Source organism: Flavobacterium sp. YJ01, assembly GCF_029320955.1.
Classification (GTDB): Bacteria; Bacteroidota; Bacteroidia; order Flavobacteriales; family Flavobacteriaceae; genus Flavobacterium.
In genome coordinates, this window is sequence record NZ_CP119757.1 from 41,714 (window position 1) to 56,781 (window position 15,068).

A 15,068-nucleotide genomic window follows, 5' to 3' on the forward strand; every position below is an offset into this window, starting at 1 on the left:
TTTTTTAAAGTTCGATACTTTTTTCAATTTTTATTTGATTTAGAAAAAGATGATCGTGAGAAATAACAATCAAAGTTCCATTATATTCGTTCAACGCCGAAGTTAGAATTTCTATGTTTTGAATGTCTATATTATTGGTTGGTTCGTCTAAAATTATAATTTCAGGAGATTCATCACTAATTGTTAAACAGCAAAGCATCAGACGCATTCTTTCGCCTCCGCTTAATGTGTTGCAAGGTTTATTCCAATCATTTTGAGTGAATAAAAAACGATTTAATCTCATTTTTACGTCATGTTCTTCTAAACCGCAATCATTAAAAAGTTGTGCTTGATCATAAACTTTCAGATTATTTTGAAGTAAAGAATAATCTTGGTCAATGTACATTACTTTCTTTCCAAGTGAACTTATGTTTCCTTGCTCCAGTTTTAATTCTCCCAAAATAATCTTGACTAAAGTTGTTTTTCCTGAACCGTTTAAACCTTTTAAAACCAAACGATCTCCGGAAAGAATTTCGAAATCGAGATTTTCTTTCCAAAGCAATTGATTTCCATATGAATAATTAATTTCATTAGCTTTAAAAAGTGTCTTTCCTTTATTAAAAGTAGAATTATTGAAGCCAAATTTAATTTGATCTATTGCCGGCAAATTTGATCTTAATTGACGCAAATCACCAGAAATGGTATTGATTTTTTCTGCATGAACATCTTTTAATTTCGAACTGCTATTTTCTGCATTATTTCGAAGTGTGTTCATCATAATTCTAGCAACACCAGACTTTTCTTGTTTCTTTTTTCCTCTAGAATCCAGTTTGTTCTGGCGTTCGATGGTTTCGCGTTCTTTGTCTTTAGCTTTTCTAAGTTCTTTCTCTTTACTTTGCACATCTTGCTCGAGAGCTTCATGCATAATTTTTTTCTGATTTCGATAAAAATCATAATTTCCTCCATAAACGATAACTTCATTTTTACTCATTTCAAGCGTTCGATCTAGAATATTTAGTAATGTTCTGTCGTGACTTACAACTAAAATAGAACTTGAAGTAGATTTTATAAATTCATACAATAATTCGCGTGCTCCAAAATCCAGATGATTGCTAGGCTCGTCCATTAAAATAAAATCTGGTTCGTGAATTATAATTCCAGCCAAAAAAACTTTCGTTTTCTGACCACCGCTCAGAGTTTCCATTTTCTGATTCAAATCCAGATCGTGAAGATTCCAATAAGATAAACCCTTATCACAGCGTTCTTCAATTGTCCAGTCATTATCTAATAATTGCAGATTTTCTTCGGTAACAATACCTTCAAGTATTTCTTTAAGTGATTTGATTTTATCTTTTATTTCTAAAGCATCAGCAATACTAAGATTATCAAATTGACCAAATAATTGCGGTACAAAATAAGGTTTCGAATTTTGAATAATTTGACCTGAAAATGGTTTAAGTTCACCCGAAATAATTCGCAATAAAGTTGATTTTCCGACGCCATTATTTCCAACTAGCGCAGTTTTATCATGATTGTTTACCGTAAAATTTATGTTTTGAAACAGCATGTCTTTATTCTCATGCTGATATGAGATATTTTGAATAATAAGCATAATTATTTCTTTTTATAGAATTAAATAATCAAGCAGCCACTAAATGCGGTTACTTACTAAGTCTTCCGAAAGAAATTAATTTTCACATAGATAAATGCTTATTTGAAGAAGTGCAAAGGTATTTATTTTGCACTAAAAATCAAAAAACCATTCTTTATGATCATAAGAATGGTTTTTTGTAATATGATTGAAATTAAATTTTTAAATTTTATCAAATGTTAACTTAGCTTCTTTGGTATCCAGAATTAATTTATCATCAGTAATGGTGCTTTCGCATTCGTAAGGTGTTCCAACTTCGTCTTTAATTACGAGTTTTTTACCTTTTTGAGATAATGCGTAGGTACCATCTGTTATTTCACGAAGAAGATATCCTGTAACATGACCATCTTCTGTGAAAGTGAGCATACCGTTTTTCAAAATTTCATTTTTTGCAGAGTCATTAATAGAAGTTTTAGTCTCGACAGCTGAAACTTTCCACGAATTAATTAATCTGTTTCTTTTACCATGACATGAAACCATTAATACGACAGCAACTGCAATTAGAAGGGTAACCAATTTAGAGTTTTTCATGATTTTGTGATTAAAAGTTAAACAGGAAAAAGTTACAAAAAAAAACGATATTAAATTATTCGTAATCAAATATTTATAAATATTTTTTTTTCGCTAAAAAAAGATCGCAATTTAACTCATATTGCAATACTGAAAAATTAAATTCAGAAATGGAATTTCTAATTGAGCGTTAAAGCTCCCAAAATTTCTTCATACATAAACGGACCTCCAGGATAAGTTGCCGTATAGTCAAGATTCATCCAAACCTGACCGCGTTCGTCTATATGGTAATGTATTTTTTTTCTGTAGCTTTCTTTTGTAAAAAGCACATTTTTAATCAAATAGTTCACTTTTTCCAAATCAATCATAGAACCAATTAATATTTCAGGATATATATGTCCTTTGGTATGAATAAGTCTTGGAGTTCCTCCAATTGATCGAACTGCCGCTGCCATTAAAATAGAATGATCATCGCAATCGCCAGAGAAATACTCTAGAGATTCGCTGGCGGTTGCGATATAATCACCGTCTTTTGGATCGTTTACATAATTCCATCTGCTATTTATTTCTTTAAAAACAGCAAAACATTGAATTATGGTACGATAATCTGAATAGCCTCTAATGCCTTTAAAATGCTTTGTGGTTGCCATAACAGCAAAATTTCGCACTTTTGGATTCTGATATTCTATAGCATTAAGAATTTTTGTTTTATTTGGAAACGGAAGCAGTTTTGCCACGATAATATCCTGCGGATATGGATTATCAGACATGGTGTAAATCATAGAATTATAATCTTCTGAGATTTCGTTAAAACCATAATTTCCGATAACTGTCCCGTAAAATAAAATCAACAAATAAACTGCGATGCACAATATGATAATTGTTCTGAGATACATCAGAAGAAAAAATATTGCGGCAAAAACAAAAATAAAGATAAAAACACGATCTAAATTGAACGCCCATTCTAGGTCGATCAAATTTTGATGCAGTATGATGAAAATCGGAATAGTAATAAAAAGACTCAACAGCATTATAATAATCCTGTCCCACGGTGATTTCACCTGCAGCTTGGATTTTAAATATGGTAAGTCAATTTTAGGGAATTTCATCATACGAATCAAAAAAGCAGTATTACAGTGCTTTTACGGTTTCTACAAAAATACTTTTTTTATCAATAATTCCCAGATCAAATAACTGATTTTGAATTTTATTAAAAGACTTTTCGGTTAAATTCTTTTGTGACCATTGCGTCAATTTAAGCCACTCTTTTATATCCTCAGCTTTTTGATTAAAAAGTTTGGATAATTTCTTGTCAATCTCTGGAATCTCTTTAAAATCGGTTGTTGTACTATTAATGATTTCAAGGATTTTCTCAACTACCTTGCCATTCTTTTTTAGAAATTCTTCACGAACAGCAATTATAAATGATGGCCAAGGAGTAGGGCAGTCGTCAATACGTCTAAAAACGCCTTTGTCAACAAGCGGTTTTGTCATAAAGCGTTCCCACATAAAATAATCTGCTTTGTTGTTGGTTAAAGCATCAACAGCACCATCAATTGTGTTTACAATTTCAAATTCAAGATCATCCGTTTTCCAGCCTTGCTCATTTGCATTTACATAAGCCATTAATTGTGATCCAGAACCGATTCTAGAAATAGCGACTTTTTTGTTTTTAAGATCTTTTAGGGTTTTAAAATCCGATTTTGCAGCCACGTGAATTCCCCAAATTAATGGAGATTGAACATAAATCTGAACAATCTTACTCGGATTTCCTGCCGAAATATCTTTTAAAATTCCTTCGGTTAAAATTACCGCTAAATCTGTTTCGCCGTCGCGAAGCATTTGGCACATTTTCCCAGTTCCTTCGGGAACATTGGTCCATTGTAAATCGATGCCCTCTTCTTCAAATTCGCCATTTTCGATGCATAAATGCCACGGCAAATTGAAGTGTTCCGGAACACCCGCAATTTTGACAGTTTTCATTTCTTTTAAGTTTAAGTTAAGTTAAGTTGCTTGGTATGCGTATGCGTATTAATTAAGTTTGGTTAGTTTAATTTTTTAATAAATCTGTTCGATGTTTTTCTGAAAGACAAGGTTCTGCAAATTCGATAATATCTTGCGACTCGTATTCGCTTAATAGACTTCTTACCAATGTATAATCTACATCTTTTCCTATTTCTGCTGCAAAAAAGTTTTCATTTAATGCTTCCGATAAACAATTAATTGCCTTTAATTGATCTCGGATAATCGTTGCATCAAAACCTTTTTCTAAAATAGCTATCTGAACAATCGAATTTCCAGAATTTTGAATCGTTTTTTTATGCATGAATTTTTCCTCAGTTTCATCAAATTCTGCGTAAAAAAGATCGTCTGTAGCAATTAAGGGACCAAAAAATGGAATGTTATCCAATTTAAAAAGACCTTTCTCTAAATCTATAATTTCTGCCCACATGGTTTCAGATACTACTTCATCTAGATAATCACTATAGTATTTAAATAATATTTTTTTGTGCGTTTCTTGTTCCATTATTTTATTTTCTTCGCTTAAAGTTAGCTCTCTATTTTTTTAATTAAAAATATAAAAGCTATAAAAAATGAATATTACTGCAATAAAGTTTTTTCAGCAGTTTTAATTCATAAATCATATACGAAATTAATTCCCAGCCAGTTTATTCAATGTATAAGCAATTAACTCATCTACAGCTTTATAAGGATCTTCACTAAAAGTTCCAGATGCACGATTGGCAATAATGGCATTAAGCGATAATGCATTATGACCTAAAAGTGCGGAAAGACCGTAAATTGCAGCCGTTTCCATTTCTAAATTAGTAATTTTTGTGTCATTATGGCTAAAATTATCCATTTTACTATTCAATTCTTCATCTTGAATATTCAAACGTAAAACTCTTCCTTGGGGACCATAAAATCCTCCAGCTGTTGCTGTAATTCCTTTAAATATTTTATCAGACTCAATTAGTTTTTCTAATTTTTCAGAGCATTGCGTTACATACGGTTTTCCTTTTTTAGAATCCCAATTAGTATGTTTTACAAAAGCGTCTTCAATTTCTGTAATCGAAACATCGTCAATTAGATAGGAGCGAAGCATATTATCTAATCCTAAACCAAATTTAGACATTACAAAACTATCAACTGGAATATCCTCTTGCAAAGATCCAGAAGTTCCAATTCTGATAATATTTAAAGAAGTTAGTTTTTCTTTTGGCTCTCGCGTTTTTAAATCAATATTTACTAAAGCGTCAAGCTCATTTAAAACAATATCAATATTATCTGGCCCGATTCCTGTAGAAATTACAGAAATTCTTTTTCCTTTATAAATTCCGGTTTGGGTTTTAAATTCTCTTTTTTGAGTAGAATATTCGATTGAATCGAAAAACTGGGTAATTTTTTCTACTCTGTTTTGATCACCAACAAAAATAATGTCGTGAGCAATATGTTCTGGACGAAGGTTTAAGTGATAAACACTTCCGTCGGGATTAAGTATTAATTCTGATGATTGGATCATTTTTTTCTTTTTAAGGTACAAAGGTGCAAAGTTTCTAAGGCGCTAAGGTTCTGAGTTTTTTTGTTTCAGGTTTCAGGTTTCAGGTTGCTTTGAAGAGCTTGAAACTTTAAACATGAAACTTTAAACAATTATTACCCTCCGACGCGTTTTGTTTTAAATCCTTTTTCTTTTAAGATCGCCATGATTTTGTCGCGATAATCTCCTTGAATGATAATAGAAGCATCTTTAAAAGTTCCGCCAACGCTCAGTTTGGTTTTGATTTCTTTGGCTAAGACTTTAAAATCTTCGTCAGATCCTTCATAACCTTCAATAATTGTAGTTGGTTTTCCTTTACGTTTTTCAAATTTGCAAATCATTGGCTCTTTTTGAACATAAAGAACGTGTTCTTGTTCTTCAACTTGTTCTGGTTCATTTGATTCAACGTGATCTGGAAACAAATTTTTTAATTGATCTTTAAAGTCCATATTTTTTTCATTCTAAAATAAATAAATTCCAAGTATAAAGATATCTAAAAATTAAATTCCAAACCCCAAGAAAAACTTGGAATTTGGAATTTTTATATAAGAATTTATTTAAGTTTATTTTTTGATTAAACCTAACTCTACTAAACGTTCGTGCAAGAACTCTCCAGCAGAAATATCTTCGTATTTTTTCGGGTTTTCCTCGTCGATACAATTTTCAAGACAATCTAAACGCATATCGCTTACAGGATGCATGAAAAACGGAATTGAATAACGTGAAGTTCCCCATAATTCTCTCGGCGGATTTACCACTTGGTGAATTGTAGATTTCAATTTGTTATTGGTGTGACGAGATAACATATCGCCAACATTAATTACTAATTCGTCATCTTGAGCAATGGCGTCTATCCAATCACCGTTATGATTTTGAACTTGTAATCCTCTACCTTGAGCGCCCATTAAAAGCGTAATCAAATTGATGTCGCCGTGAGCTGCCGCGCGAATTGCATTTTCTGGCTCAGAAGTAATTGGCGGATAATGAATTGGTCTTAAAATTGAGTTTCCTTCTTTTGCATAATTATCAAAATAAAACTCATCAAGACCTAAATGTAAAGCCAAAGCTCTTAAAACATAAACCCCAGTTTTCTCCAATTTTTGATACGCTTCTTTACCTACTACATTAAAACGTGGTAATTCTGTAACTTCAACATTATCTGGATATTCTGAAGCCCATCTAGAATTTGCGTCAACGTATTGACCAAAATGCCAGAATTCTTTTAAATCTCCCTCTTTGCGTCCTTTAGCATGTTCTTTTCCAAAAGAAACATAGCCTCTTTGACCGCCAATTCCAGGAATTTCATATTTATGCTTAGTTTCTATTGGCAAGGCGAAGAAGTTTCTAATTTCGCCATAAAGTTCGTCTACCAATTGATCATCAAGAAAATGACCTTTTAAGGCTACGAAGCCAATGTTTTCAAATGCACTGCCGATTTCATTTACAAATTTTTGTTTACGTTTCGGGTCGTCCGAAAGGAAATCACGTAAGTCTACACTAGGAATGTTTTGCATACTTTACATTTTTTATTTAAAAAACAAAAGGTGTCATAAGCACCTTTCGCTAACAAAGGTAGAGACTATTTTAGAAAATAATCTTAAGCACAGGCATTAAAAGCGTGATTCTGACTAAAAAAATATTTCAGAATCCAATAAAATTAACTCAAATTGTTATATTTGAAACACTAAAAAACAAAAAATTACATGATTTTTTACCGACAAAACCTCACTGACACTCAATTATTAGACTTATACAAAAAGATATTAAAACCACGATTGATAGAAGAAAAGATGCTAATCTTGATTCGTCAAGGAAAAGTTTCTAAATGGTTTTCGGGAATCGGACAAGAAGCTATTGCAGTTGGTGTTACCGCTGTTTTAGACCAATCAGAATATATACTTCCAATGCACCGAAATCTTGGTGTTTTTACAACGAGAGAAATTCCGTTGCATCGTTTGTTTTCGCAATGGCAAGGTAAAGCTAATGGTTTTACAAAAGGTCGAGACAGAAGTTTCCACTTCGGAACACAGGAATACAATATTATCGGAATGATTTCGCATTTAGGTCCGCAGTTAGGAATTGCTGACGGAATTGCTTTAGCAGATAAACTTCAAAACAATAAAAAAATAACAGCAGTTTTTACGGGCGAAGGTGCAACAAGCGAAGGCGATTTTCATGAAGCTTTGAATATTGCCGCAGTTTGGAAATTGCCTGTAATGTTTATTATCGAAAATAACGGCTACGGGCTTTCGACTCCAACAAACGAACAGTATGCCTGCGAAAACCTTGCTGATAAAGGAATTGGTTACGGCATTGAAAGCTGGATTATTGACGGAAATAATATTGTAGAAGTCTACAACAAATTATCTCAGTTAAAAGAAGAAATGAAAGAGAATCCACGTCCGATTTTGTTAGAATTTAAAACTTTCAGAATGCGCGGGCACGAAGAGGCGAGTGGTACTAAATATGTTCCTCAGGAATTAATGGATCAATGGGAATTAAGAGATCCAGTTACTAATTACAAAAAATATCTTTTAGAAAACGGAATTCTTACTGAAGAATTAGACGAGCAATTTCGCGCTGAAATAAAACAAGAAATTGATGAAAATTGGGCAAAAGCAAATGCCGAACCAGAAATCGAACCAACTTACAGTGGAGAATTAGATGATGTTTACAAACCTTATCAATTTGAAGAAGTTAAAACCGAATCTGAAACTGAAAGTATTCGTTTTATTGATGCCATCCGAAATGGTTTAAACGAATCAATGCAACGCCATAAAAATTTGGTTATAATGGGGCAAGATATTGCAGAATATGGAGGCGCCTTTAAAATCACAGATGGTTTTGTCGAATTCTTTGGAAAAGATCGCGTACGAAATACTCCAATTTGCGAAAGCGCTGTTGTTTCAGCTGCAATGGGATTGTCTATTAATAATTATAAAGCAATTGTAGAAATGCAATTTGCTGATTTTGTGTCAACAGGATTTAATCCGATTGTGAACTTATTGGCAAAATCACATTATCGTTGGGGAGAAAATGCAGATGTTGTTGTTCGTATGCCTTGCGGTGGCGGAACTCAGGCGGGACCTTTTCATTCGCAAACCAATGAAGCTTGGTTTACCAAAACACCAGGTTTAAAAGTTGTTTATCCAGCATTTCCTTATGATGCAAAAGGACTTTTAAACACCTCAATAAATGATCCAAATCCTGTTTTATTCTTTGAACATAAATTATTGTATAGAAGTATTTATCAAGATGTTCCAAAGGAGTATTATACCATTCCTTTAGGTAAAGCAGCTTTGGTTAAAGAAGGAAAATCAGTAACCATTATTTCATTCGGCGCGCCAGTTCATTGGGCTTTAGAAACTTTAGCAAACAATCCAGAAATAGATGCCGATTTAATCGATTTAAGAACTTTACAGCCATTAGATACAGAAACTATTTTTGCTTCAGTTAAAAAAACTGGAAAAGCCATAATTTATCAAGAAGACACCATGTTTGGCGGAATTGCAAGTGATATATCGGCTTTAATTATGGAAAATTGTTTTGAATATCTTGATGCTCCCGTAAAACGCGTAGCCAGTTTAGATTCGCCAATTCCGTTTACAAAAGCATTAGAAGATCAGTTTTTACCTAAAAATCGATTTGAAATCGCGCTTAAAGAATTACTGGATTATTAAAAGAAACTTTTTAAAATTAATTATATGAAAAAAATTTGCCTATCACTTTTTACGGTTTTGCTTTTGGCTTCTTGCGCTAAAAATGCCAAATCTAACAAGGATACAGATTTAGACAAAAAATTTGACACTTATAAAAACAACTTTATTTCCGAATTATGGAAACTGAATCCGAATTGGGCTTCTGGCGTAGGATTTCATAAGTATGATAGTATTTTGACGAATCCAGATGCAAAAGACAGTCAAAATAAATTAGATTTTGCAAACGCACAATTAGATTCTCTAAAATCTTATAACATTGATAATCTGTCAAACAACAATAAGACCGATTATTATATGATAAAAAATCAATTAAACGGAATCATTTTTAACATCAAAGAATTAAAAACAAATGAATGGGATCCGTCAGAATATAATGTTTGCGGTTCTTTTGCTGAAATATTAAATGGAAATTACGATAATCTAGAAACACGTTTAAAAGCTTTTAATGCCAAAATGGATGGAATTCCTGCTTATTATGAAGCGGCTAAAAAGAATGTAAAGAATCCAACTTTAGAACATACAGAACTTGCAATTGCTCAGAATCTTGGTGGTTCTTCGGTTTTTCAAGATGACCTTAAAAATACTTTAGAAAAAAGCAAATTATCAGATGCAGAAAAGAAACAAATGTTAGAAAAAGCAGCTGTTTCGGTAAAAGCGATTACTGATTATGCAGATTGGCTGAAAAAACTGCCAAACAAAACGCCTCGTTCTTTTAGATTAGGAAAAGATTTGTATTCCAAAAAGTTTGATTTGAATATCCAATCGGGATATACGGCAGACGAAATTTATCAAATCGCCGTAAATCATAAAAAAGATTTACACGAAAAAATGTTTGTTTTAGCCGATAAACTTTGGACTAAATACAAAGGCAATGCTGTAAAACCAACCGACAAACTGGAATTAATTAAAGAAGTTATTGATGAAATTTCATTAAAACACACTACACCAGAAAAATTCCAATCTGAAATCGAAAAACAAATTCCAGAATTGACGGCTTATGTAAAAGCAAAAGATTTATTATACATTGATCCTTCAAAACCTTTAGTTGTTCGCAAAGAACCTGCATATATGGCTGGAGTTGCCGGCGCATCAATTTCTGCTCCTGGACCATATGATAAAAATGCAAACACGTATTATAATGTGGGAAGTATGTCTGGATGGACAAAAGAAAATGCAGAAAGCTATTTAAGAGAATACAACGATTATATTTTGCAAATCTTGAATATTCATGAAGCAATTCCGGGACATTATACTCAATTGGTTTACAGCAATCAATCGCCAAGTATTATCAAATCTATCTTCGGAAACGGCGCTATGGTTGAAGGTTGGGCTGTTTATGCAGAGAAAATGATGCTAGAAAGCGGTTACAAAAACTCTGATGAAATGTGGTTAATGTATTATAAATGGAATCTTAGAACAACTTGTAATACTATATTAGACATTAGCGTACATACTAAAGAAATGTCAAAAGAAGATGCCATTAAACTTCTAACAAAAGAAGCTTTTCAGCAACAAGCGGAGGCAGACGGAAAATGGAAACGTGCTACTTTATCTCAAGTTCAATTGTGTTCTTATTTTACAGGTTATACTGAAATCTATAATTTAAGAGAAGAATTAAAGAAAAAAGAAGGCGATAAATTTAACTTGAAAAAGTTTCACGAAAAGTTCTTAAGTTTTGGAAGTGCTCCAGTAAAATATATCAAAGAATTGATGCTTTCTGAAGAGTAGATTTTCTTTAGATTTTATAAAAAAAGAAGGTTTGATTTTTAAAGTCAAACCTTCTTTTTTTATCATAATTTTTAACTTTCGAATCTTTTTAAAACAGTTCTATCCAAATAAGAATCTTTCCACATTTCTATTTTATAGAAGTCTTCAGGATTTTCATTATACGCAGTTTCTAAATTCTTACAGTAAACTCGAACCCTATAATTACCTTTTTCAATTTTTTCCTCTAAAACAAGAAGAGAAAATGGACAATCATTTATTTGCAAGAAACCTGTATTTATTTCTAAGCTTGCTTCTACAACATGATCGAAATCAGTAAAATCAGAAATTAGACTTTTAGAACTTAAAATCTCAAGTTCTGCTTTTACAATTCCTTCACTATTTTCAAGAGAAATCCCTAAAATTCCTTTTTCTACAGCAAGTTTATCGTTAAAGGCTTCGTCTGTCCAAAAATCTGGAGAACCTGTATCTCCTTCGTCTTTATCATTCAGGTAAAATTGACCGTAACCTGTTGTAAAATCTAAACTAAATTTCATTTTAGAATGTTTATTTCAAATCAGATTCTACTTCAAACAATTGTACCTGATTTTTCAATCGGTCAATTAATAAATTCATCATTCGTTTATTTAAATCAGAAGAATTTTTAATGTAAGTATTATATTCTTCAACCGTAAAAAGCGCCATTACAATTCCTTTTAAAGAGTTTCGAAATTTAATGTCCTTTTGAATCGAATTTTCGATCGTTTGAAGTTTTTTCTCTACAGAATAAGAATAGAAATCAGGCTTGTTTTTGTTTACATAATTAATAAAAACTGCGATGAACAAATCATTTTGCAGTTTTAAAATCGGTCTGATGGTCTGGTTTTGAAAGATCTCATCTGGAGAAGATTGAGCACTTACAGTTCCTAAAGTCTCGCCTCTGAATTCTTTTAAAAAAGTGTCTCTATCTTCCATGGTATTTGTTTTAAGTTTTTCTTAAAGTTAAAGAAATAATCCCATGATAAAAACCTATTTTTGTTTTTTTACAAAAATAAAATATGCGATTATTTCTATTTCTCTGTTTATTAATAGTTTCTTGCAATTCGAAAGAAAATAAAGAAAAATACAATCATAAAATATATCAGGCTGTAAATAATAAAGATACAGCTGTTTTTGATGTTCACATTAATAACAAACGTTTCTATGGACGTTATGAAATTTCTCGTTATGGATACGGTAAAGATTCTGGAGATGTAAGAGGCGACTTAAGAGGAGATACTTTAAGAGGGGATTATTATTTTATTTCCTTTGGAGGAAACTGGAAAAGAGTTCCTATTGCGCTTTTAAAGAAAGACAATAAACTGTTTTTAGGAAAGGGAGTTATTGGAACTTATTTTAATCTTCCGTGTTACGTTCCCGAAGTTCCAATTGAATACAATAATTCTGAATTTGTTTTTGAAGAAGTTACATATTAGTTTTCTTTGTTTCAAGTTTCAGGTTTCAAGTTTTATAAAATGCCTTGAGTTTTTAACGCAAAGAACGCAAGGTTTTTTGATATACGAGATTTTATAAAAACGTAAAGTTCGCAAAGCTTTGGAAAAAAACTTTGCTCCCGATAGCTATCGGGATTGCGTAATTCTTAGCGTTCTTTGCGGTTAAACTTGAAACCTGAAACTTGAAACAAAGAAAACTAATTCAATGTTGAAGGCAATTCAAAAATTTCCAAATCAAAATATCTTACCGAAGCCATGACGTGATCGAAAATATCCGCCATAATATATTCGTAATTTGCCCAACGTTTGTCACTCGAAAACACATAAATTTCTAACGGAACTCCGTGAGCTGTAGATTGTAGTTGTCTGCACATAATATGCATATTTTTGTTCAATCCAGGATGATCCGTTAAATATTGCATGATATATTTTCTAAACAAACCTAAATTCGTCATATTTCGACCATTTAGAGAAAGTGTTTTATCAATTCCACGCAGATCATTGTATTTTTCGATTTCGGCTTGTCTGCTGTCAATATAAGAGGTAATTAGCTGAACTTTTCTTAATTGATGCAAATCTTCGTCATTCAAAAAACGAATTGTACTGCTTTTTATTAAAACATGTCTTTTGATACGTCTTCCGTCTGATTTCTGCATTCCGCGCCAGTTCTGAAAAGAATCAGAACTTAAAGCATATGTCGGAATTGTGGTGATGGTATTATCAAAATTTCGAACTTTTACTGTCGTTAAATTGATTTCGATCACATCTCCATCTGCACCAAATTTATCCATTGTAATCCAGTCGCCAATTCGAACCATATCGTTTATGGCAACCTGAACACTCGAAACAAACCCAAGAATCGTATCTCTGAAAATCAAAATGATAATTGCCGAAAGTGTTCCTAAAATAGTTAATAATTCGCCTTTTTTGATTCCGAACAGAGTAGAAATAATCATTGCAACTCCAAAAATCCAAAGCACGATCATAATAACTTGGACAAAACTATCAATCGGTTTGTCGCTGTATTCTGGTTTTTGTTTTAAATAATCGCGTAACGAATTAAAAACGGTTCTAACAATCCATAATCCAAGCAATACAATGTAAATACCGACAATTTTTCCGAAAATTGATTCCCAATATTCGTATTTATCTAAAATTACAGGAACGGCTTTATAAATAAAGAAAAACGGAATTAAATACGCTGTGTATCTAGTTGTTTTGTTTTGAATTAAATAATCGTCAAATTTTGTTTTGGTGCGCTGTGCAAAAACAGCAGTCAAAGTCACCAAAATAAATTTGGCAACATAATAAATAATATAAGCTAATGCTATTAAAATAGCGATATTAAAGATTAAACTGGTATAAGACGCTACGTTACGGCTCATTCCCCAATCTCTAAAAACGGGATATAAAAAGTTAAATATTTTCTCCAAAAGCTTAAGCATTTGCTTTAGTTTCTAAATATTTTTTCTCGATATAAAAAGTTCCAAACGGAATAAGAGAAGCTACTAAAATAATTGCAAAAGTTTTGAAATCCCAATTCATTGATTTTTTCAATAAAAAAGCTAAAATAATATATCCGATAAACAACACACCATGTGTCATTCCAAGCGGACGTAATAAAGTATGGTAAAGTTCAGGATTGTTGTTTTTGATAATCAACATATTAGCAAATAATACTAAATAAGAGATTCCTTCTAAAATGGCAGTAACTTTGAAAATCTTGAGCATGTATCTATTTTTTAAGTTTTATGCCAGCAAAATTAAGGATTCTGGATTGATTTTAGAATTTTAGAATTTAAAAATTCAAAATTAAATAAGTTCAATACGCTGAAAATTGGCATTTGGAATTTAAAAAATTGAAAATTATCTTTACTGTATGAGTAAAAGAGATTTAAAAAAATATTTAGGAGAATTGACAAAGGAACAATTAGAAGAACAATTGATTGAATTGTATGAGAAATTTGCTCCAGTAAAGACCTATTATGACTTTGTTTTTAATCCGAAAGAAGATAAATTATTGCAAGAAGCTAAAGTCAAAATTTCTCATGAATATTTTCCGATAAAAAAACCGGGAGCAAAATGGCGTCCTAAAGCTAAAATGCGAAGATCGGTTGCTCAAAAATTAATCAAACATTTTATGACGCTTGGTGTAGATTCTTATGTTGTTGCAGATATTATGCTTTATAACATCGAAATTGCGCAAACGTTTTCTTCTCAAAATTTAATCAAGCAAGAATTGTTTTACAAAAGCATCTATAATTCTTTCGAACAAGCTGTTAATTTTATCATCTCAAATGGAATTTTTAATGATTTTAAATTAAGAATTAATGGCATTTATGAAGAAACTTTGCAGCAAAAATGGAAAAATAAGTACGATTTTGAGGTAATTTTAGATAAAATTGACCTCTAAAACCATTTCCCATAAAAAATCTTTCTTTTAAAAAAACATTTATTTTAGGTTAAAATAAGAT

The 15,068-nt window shown here is 31.7% G+C and carries 16 protein-coding genes; 4 read left to right on the forward strand and 12 right to left on the reverse strand.

Translation table 11 applies throughout. The features are described 5' to 3' along the window. Nucleotides 1–4: 4 nt before the first annotated feature. The 8 genes from P0R33_RS00240 to P0R33_RS00275 all read right to left on the reverse strand — a co-directional run bounded on the left by P0R33_RS00240 (nucleotide 5) and on the right by P0R33_RS00275 (nucleotide 7,192). Entirely contained in the window at nucleotides 5–1,591 is a 1,587-nt protein-coding gene (locus tag P0R33_RS00240; protein ID WP_276173571.1) for an ABC-F family ATP-binding cassette domain-containing protein, read from the reverse strand. 201 nt (nucleotides 1,592–1,792) lie between these two features. Next, the gene (locus P0R33_RS00245) at nucleotides 1,793–2,161 is read right to left on the reverse strand and encodes a hypothetical protein (RefSeq protein ID WP_276173572.1); all 369 of its coding nucleotides are present in this window, start codon (nucleotides 2,159–2,161) and stop codon (nucleotides 1,793–1,795) included. A 158-nt stretch (nucleotides 2,162–2,319) separates the two neighbouring features. Next, complete coding sequence (locus tag P0R33_RS00250) at nucleotides 2,320–3,252, reverse strand: transglutaminase (RefSeq protein ID WP_276173573.1); 933 nt, start codon at nucleotides 3,250–3,252, stop codon at nucleotides 2,320–2,322. Between the two features lie 19 nt (nucleotides 3,253–3,271). Further along, nucleotides 3,272–4,123, reverse strand: a complete 852-nt coding sequence (locus P0R33_RS00255; protein ID WP_276173574.1) for a substrate-binding domain-containing protein — start codon at nucleotides 4,121–4,123, stop codon at nucleotides 3,272–3,274. Between the two features lie 67 nt (nucleotides 4,124–4,190). Beyond that, nucleotides 4,191–4,667 (reverse strand): DUF4265 domain-containing protein, encoded by a 477-nt coding sequence (locus P0R33_RS00260; RefSeq protein ID WP_276173575.1) that lies wholly within the window; start codon nucleotides 4,665–4,667, stop codon nucleotides 4,191–4,193. A 126-nt stretch (nucleotides 4,668–4,793) separates the two neighbouring features. Further along, the gene (locus tag P0R33_RS00265) at nucleotides 4,794–5,663 is read right to left on the reverse strand and encodes a nucleoside phosphorylase (RefSeq protein WP_276173576.1); all 870 of its coding nucleotides are present in this window, start codon (nucleotides 5,661–5,663) and stop codon (nucleotides 4,794–4,796) included. Nucleotides 5,664–5,794: 131 nt separating this feature from the next. After that, nucleotides 5,795–6,127 carry a translation initiation factor gene (locus P0R33_RS00270; RefSeq protein WP_276173577.1) on the reverse strand — a complete coding sequence of 111 codons (333 nt, stop codon included), beginning with the start codon at nucleotides 6,125–6,127 and terminating at the stop codon, nucleotides 5,795–5,797. 114 nt (nucleotides 6,128–6,241) lie between these two features. Further along, a complete protein-coding gene (locus P0R33_RS00275) occupies nucleotides 6,242–7,192 on the reverse strand; it encodes a 2-oxoglutarate and iron-dependent oxygenase domain-containing protein (protein WP_276173578.1) in 951 nt (316 codons plus the stop codon). A 189-nt stretch (nucleotides 7,193–7,381) separates the two neighbouring features. Here P0R33_RS00275 and P0R33_RS00280 point away from each other — a divergent pair, with 189 nt between their 5' ends. Further along, entirely contained in the window at nucleotides 7,382–9,358 is a 1,977-nt protein-coding gene (locus P0R33_RS00280) for a dehydrogenase E1 component subunit alpha/beta (protein WP_276173579.1), read from the forward strand. Between the two features lie 24 nt (nucleotides 9,359–9,382). Beyond that, entirely contained in the window at nucleotides 9,383–11,125 is a 1,743-nt protein-coding gene (locus tag P0R33_RS00285; RefSeq protein ID WP_276173580.1) for a DUF885 domain-containing protein, read from the forward strand. Nucleotides 11,126–11,196: 71 nt separating this feature from the next. Here P0R33_RS00285 and P0R33_RS00290 read toward each other — a convergent pair whose 3' ends face one another. Next, on the reverse strand, nucleotides 11,197–11,658 hold the full coding sequence (locus tag P0R33_RS00290) for a hypothetical protein (protein ID WP_276173581.1): 462 nt from the start codon (nucleotides 11,656–11,658) through the stop codon (nucleotides 11,197–11,199). A 10-nt stretch (nucleotides 11,659–11,668) separates the two neighbouring features. Next, on the reverse strand, nucleotides 11,669–12,076 hold the full coding sequence (locus P0R33_RS00295) for a glyoxalase (protein ID WP_276173582.1): 408 nt from the start codon (nucleotides 12,074–12,076) through the stop codon (nucleotides 11,669–11,671). A gap of 83 nt (nucleotides 12,077–12,159) precedes the next feature. On the opposite strand from P0R33_RS00295, the gene P0R33_RS00300 reads away from it, so the two are divergent. Then, nucleotides 12,160–12,576, forward strand: a complete 417-nt coding sequence (locus tag P0R33_RS00300) for a hypothetical protein (RefSeq protein WP_276173583.1) — start codon at nucleotides 12,160–12,162, stop codon at nucleotides 12,574–12,576. Nucleotides 12,577–12,791: 215 nt separating this feature from the next. Here P0R33_RS00300 and P0R33_RS00305 read toward each other — a convergent pair whose 3' ends face one another. Both P0R33_RS00305 and P0R33_RS00310 read right to left on the reverse strand, forming a co-directional pair. Beyond that, a complete protein-coding gene (locus P0R33_RS00305) occupies nucleotides 12,792–14,039 on the reverse strand; it encodes a mechanosensitive ion channel domain-containing protein (RefSeq protein WP_276173584.1) in 1,248 nt (415 codons plus the stop codon). Beyond that, a complete protein-coding gene (locus tag P0R33_RS00310; RefSeq protein WP_276173585.1) occupies nucleotides 14,032–14,325 on the reverse strand; it encodes a DUF3817 domain-containing protein in 294 nt (97 codons plus the stop codon). Before P0R33_RS00310 ends, P0R33_RS00305 begins: the two co-directional genes overlap by 8 nt. A gap of 148 nt (nucleotides 14,326–14,473) precedes the next feature. Between P0R33_RS00310 and P0R33_RS00315 the strand changes: the two genes are divergently transcribed. After that, nucleotides 14,474–15,007: a DUF6155 family protein gene (locus tag P0R33_RS00315; protein WP_276173586.1), complete on the forward strand. Its 534-nt coding sequence runs from the start codon at nucleotides 14,474–14,476 to the stop codon at nucleotides 15,005–15,007. Nucleotides 15,008–15,068 lie beyond the last annotated feature (61 nt).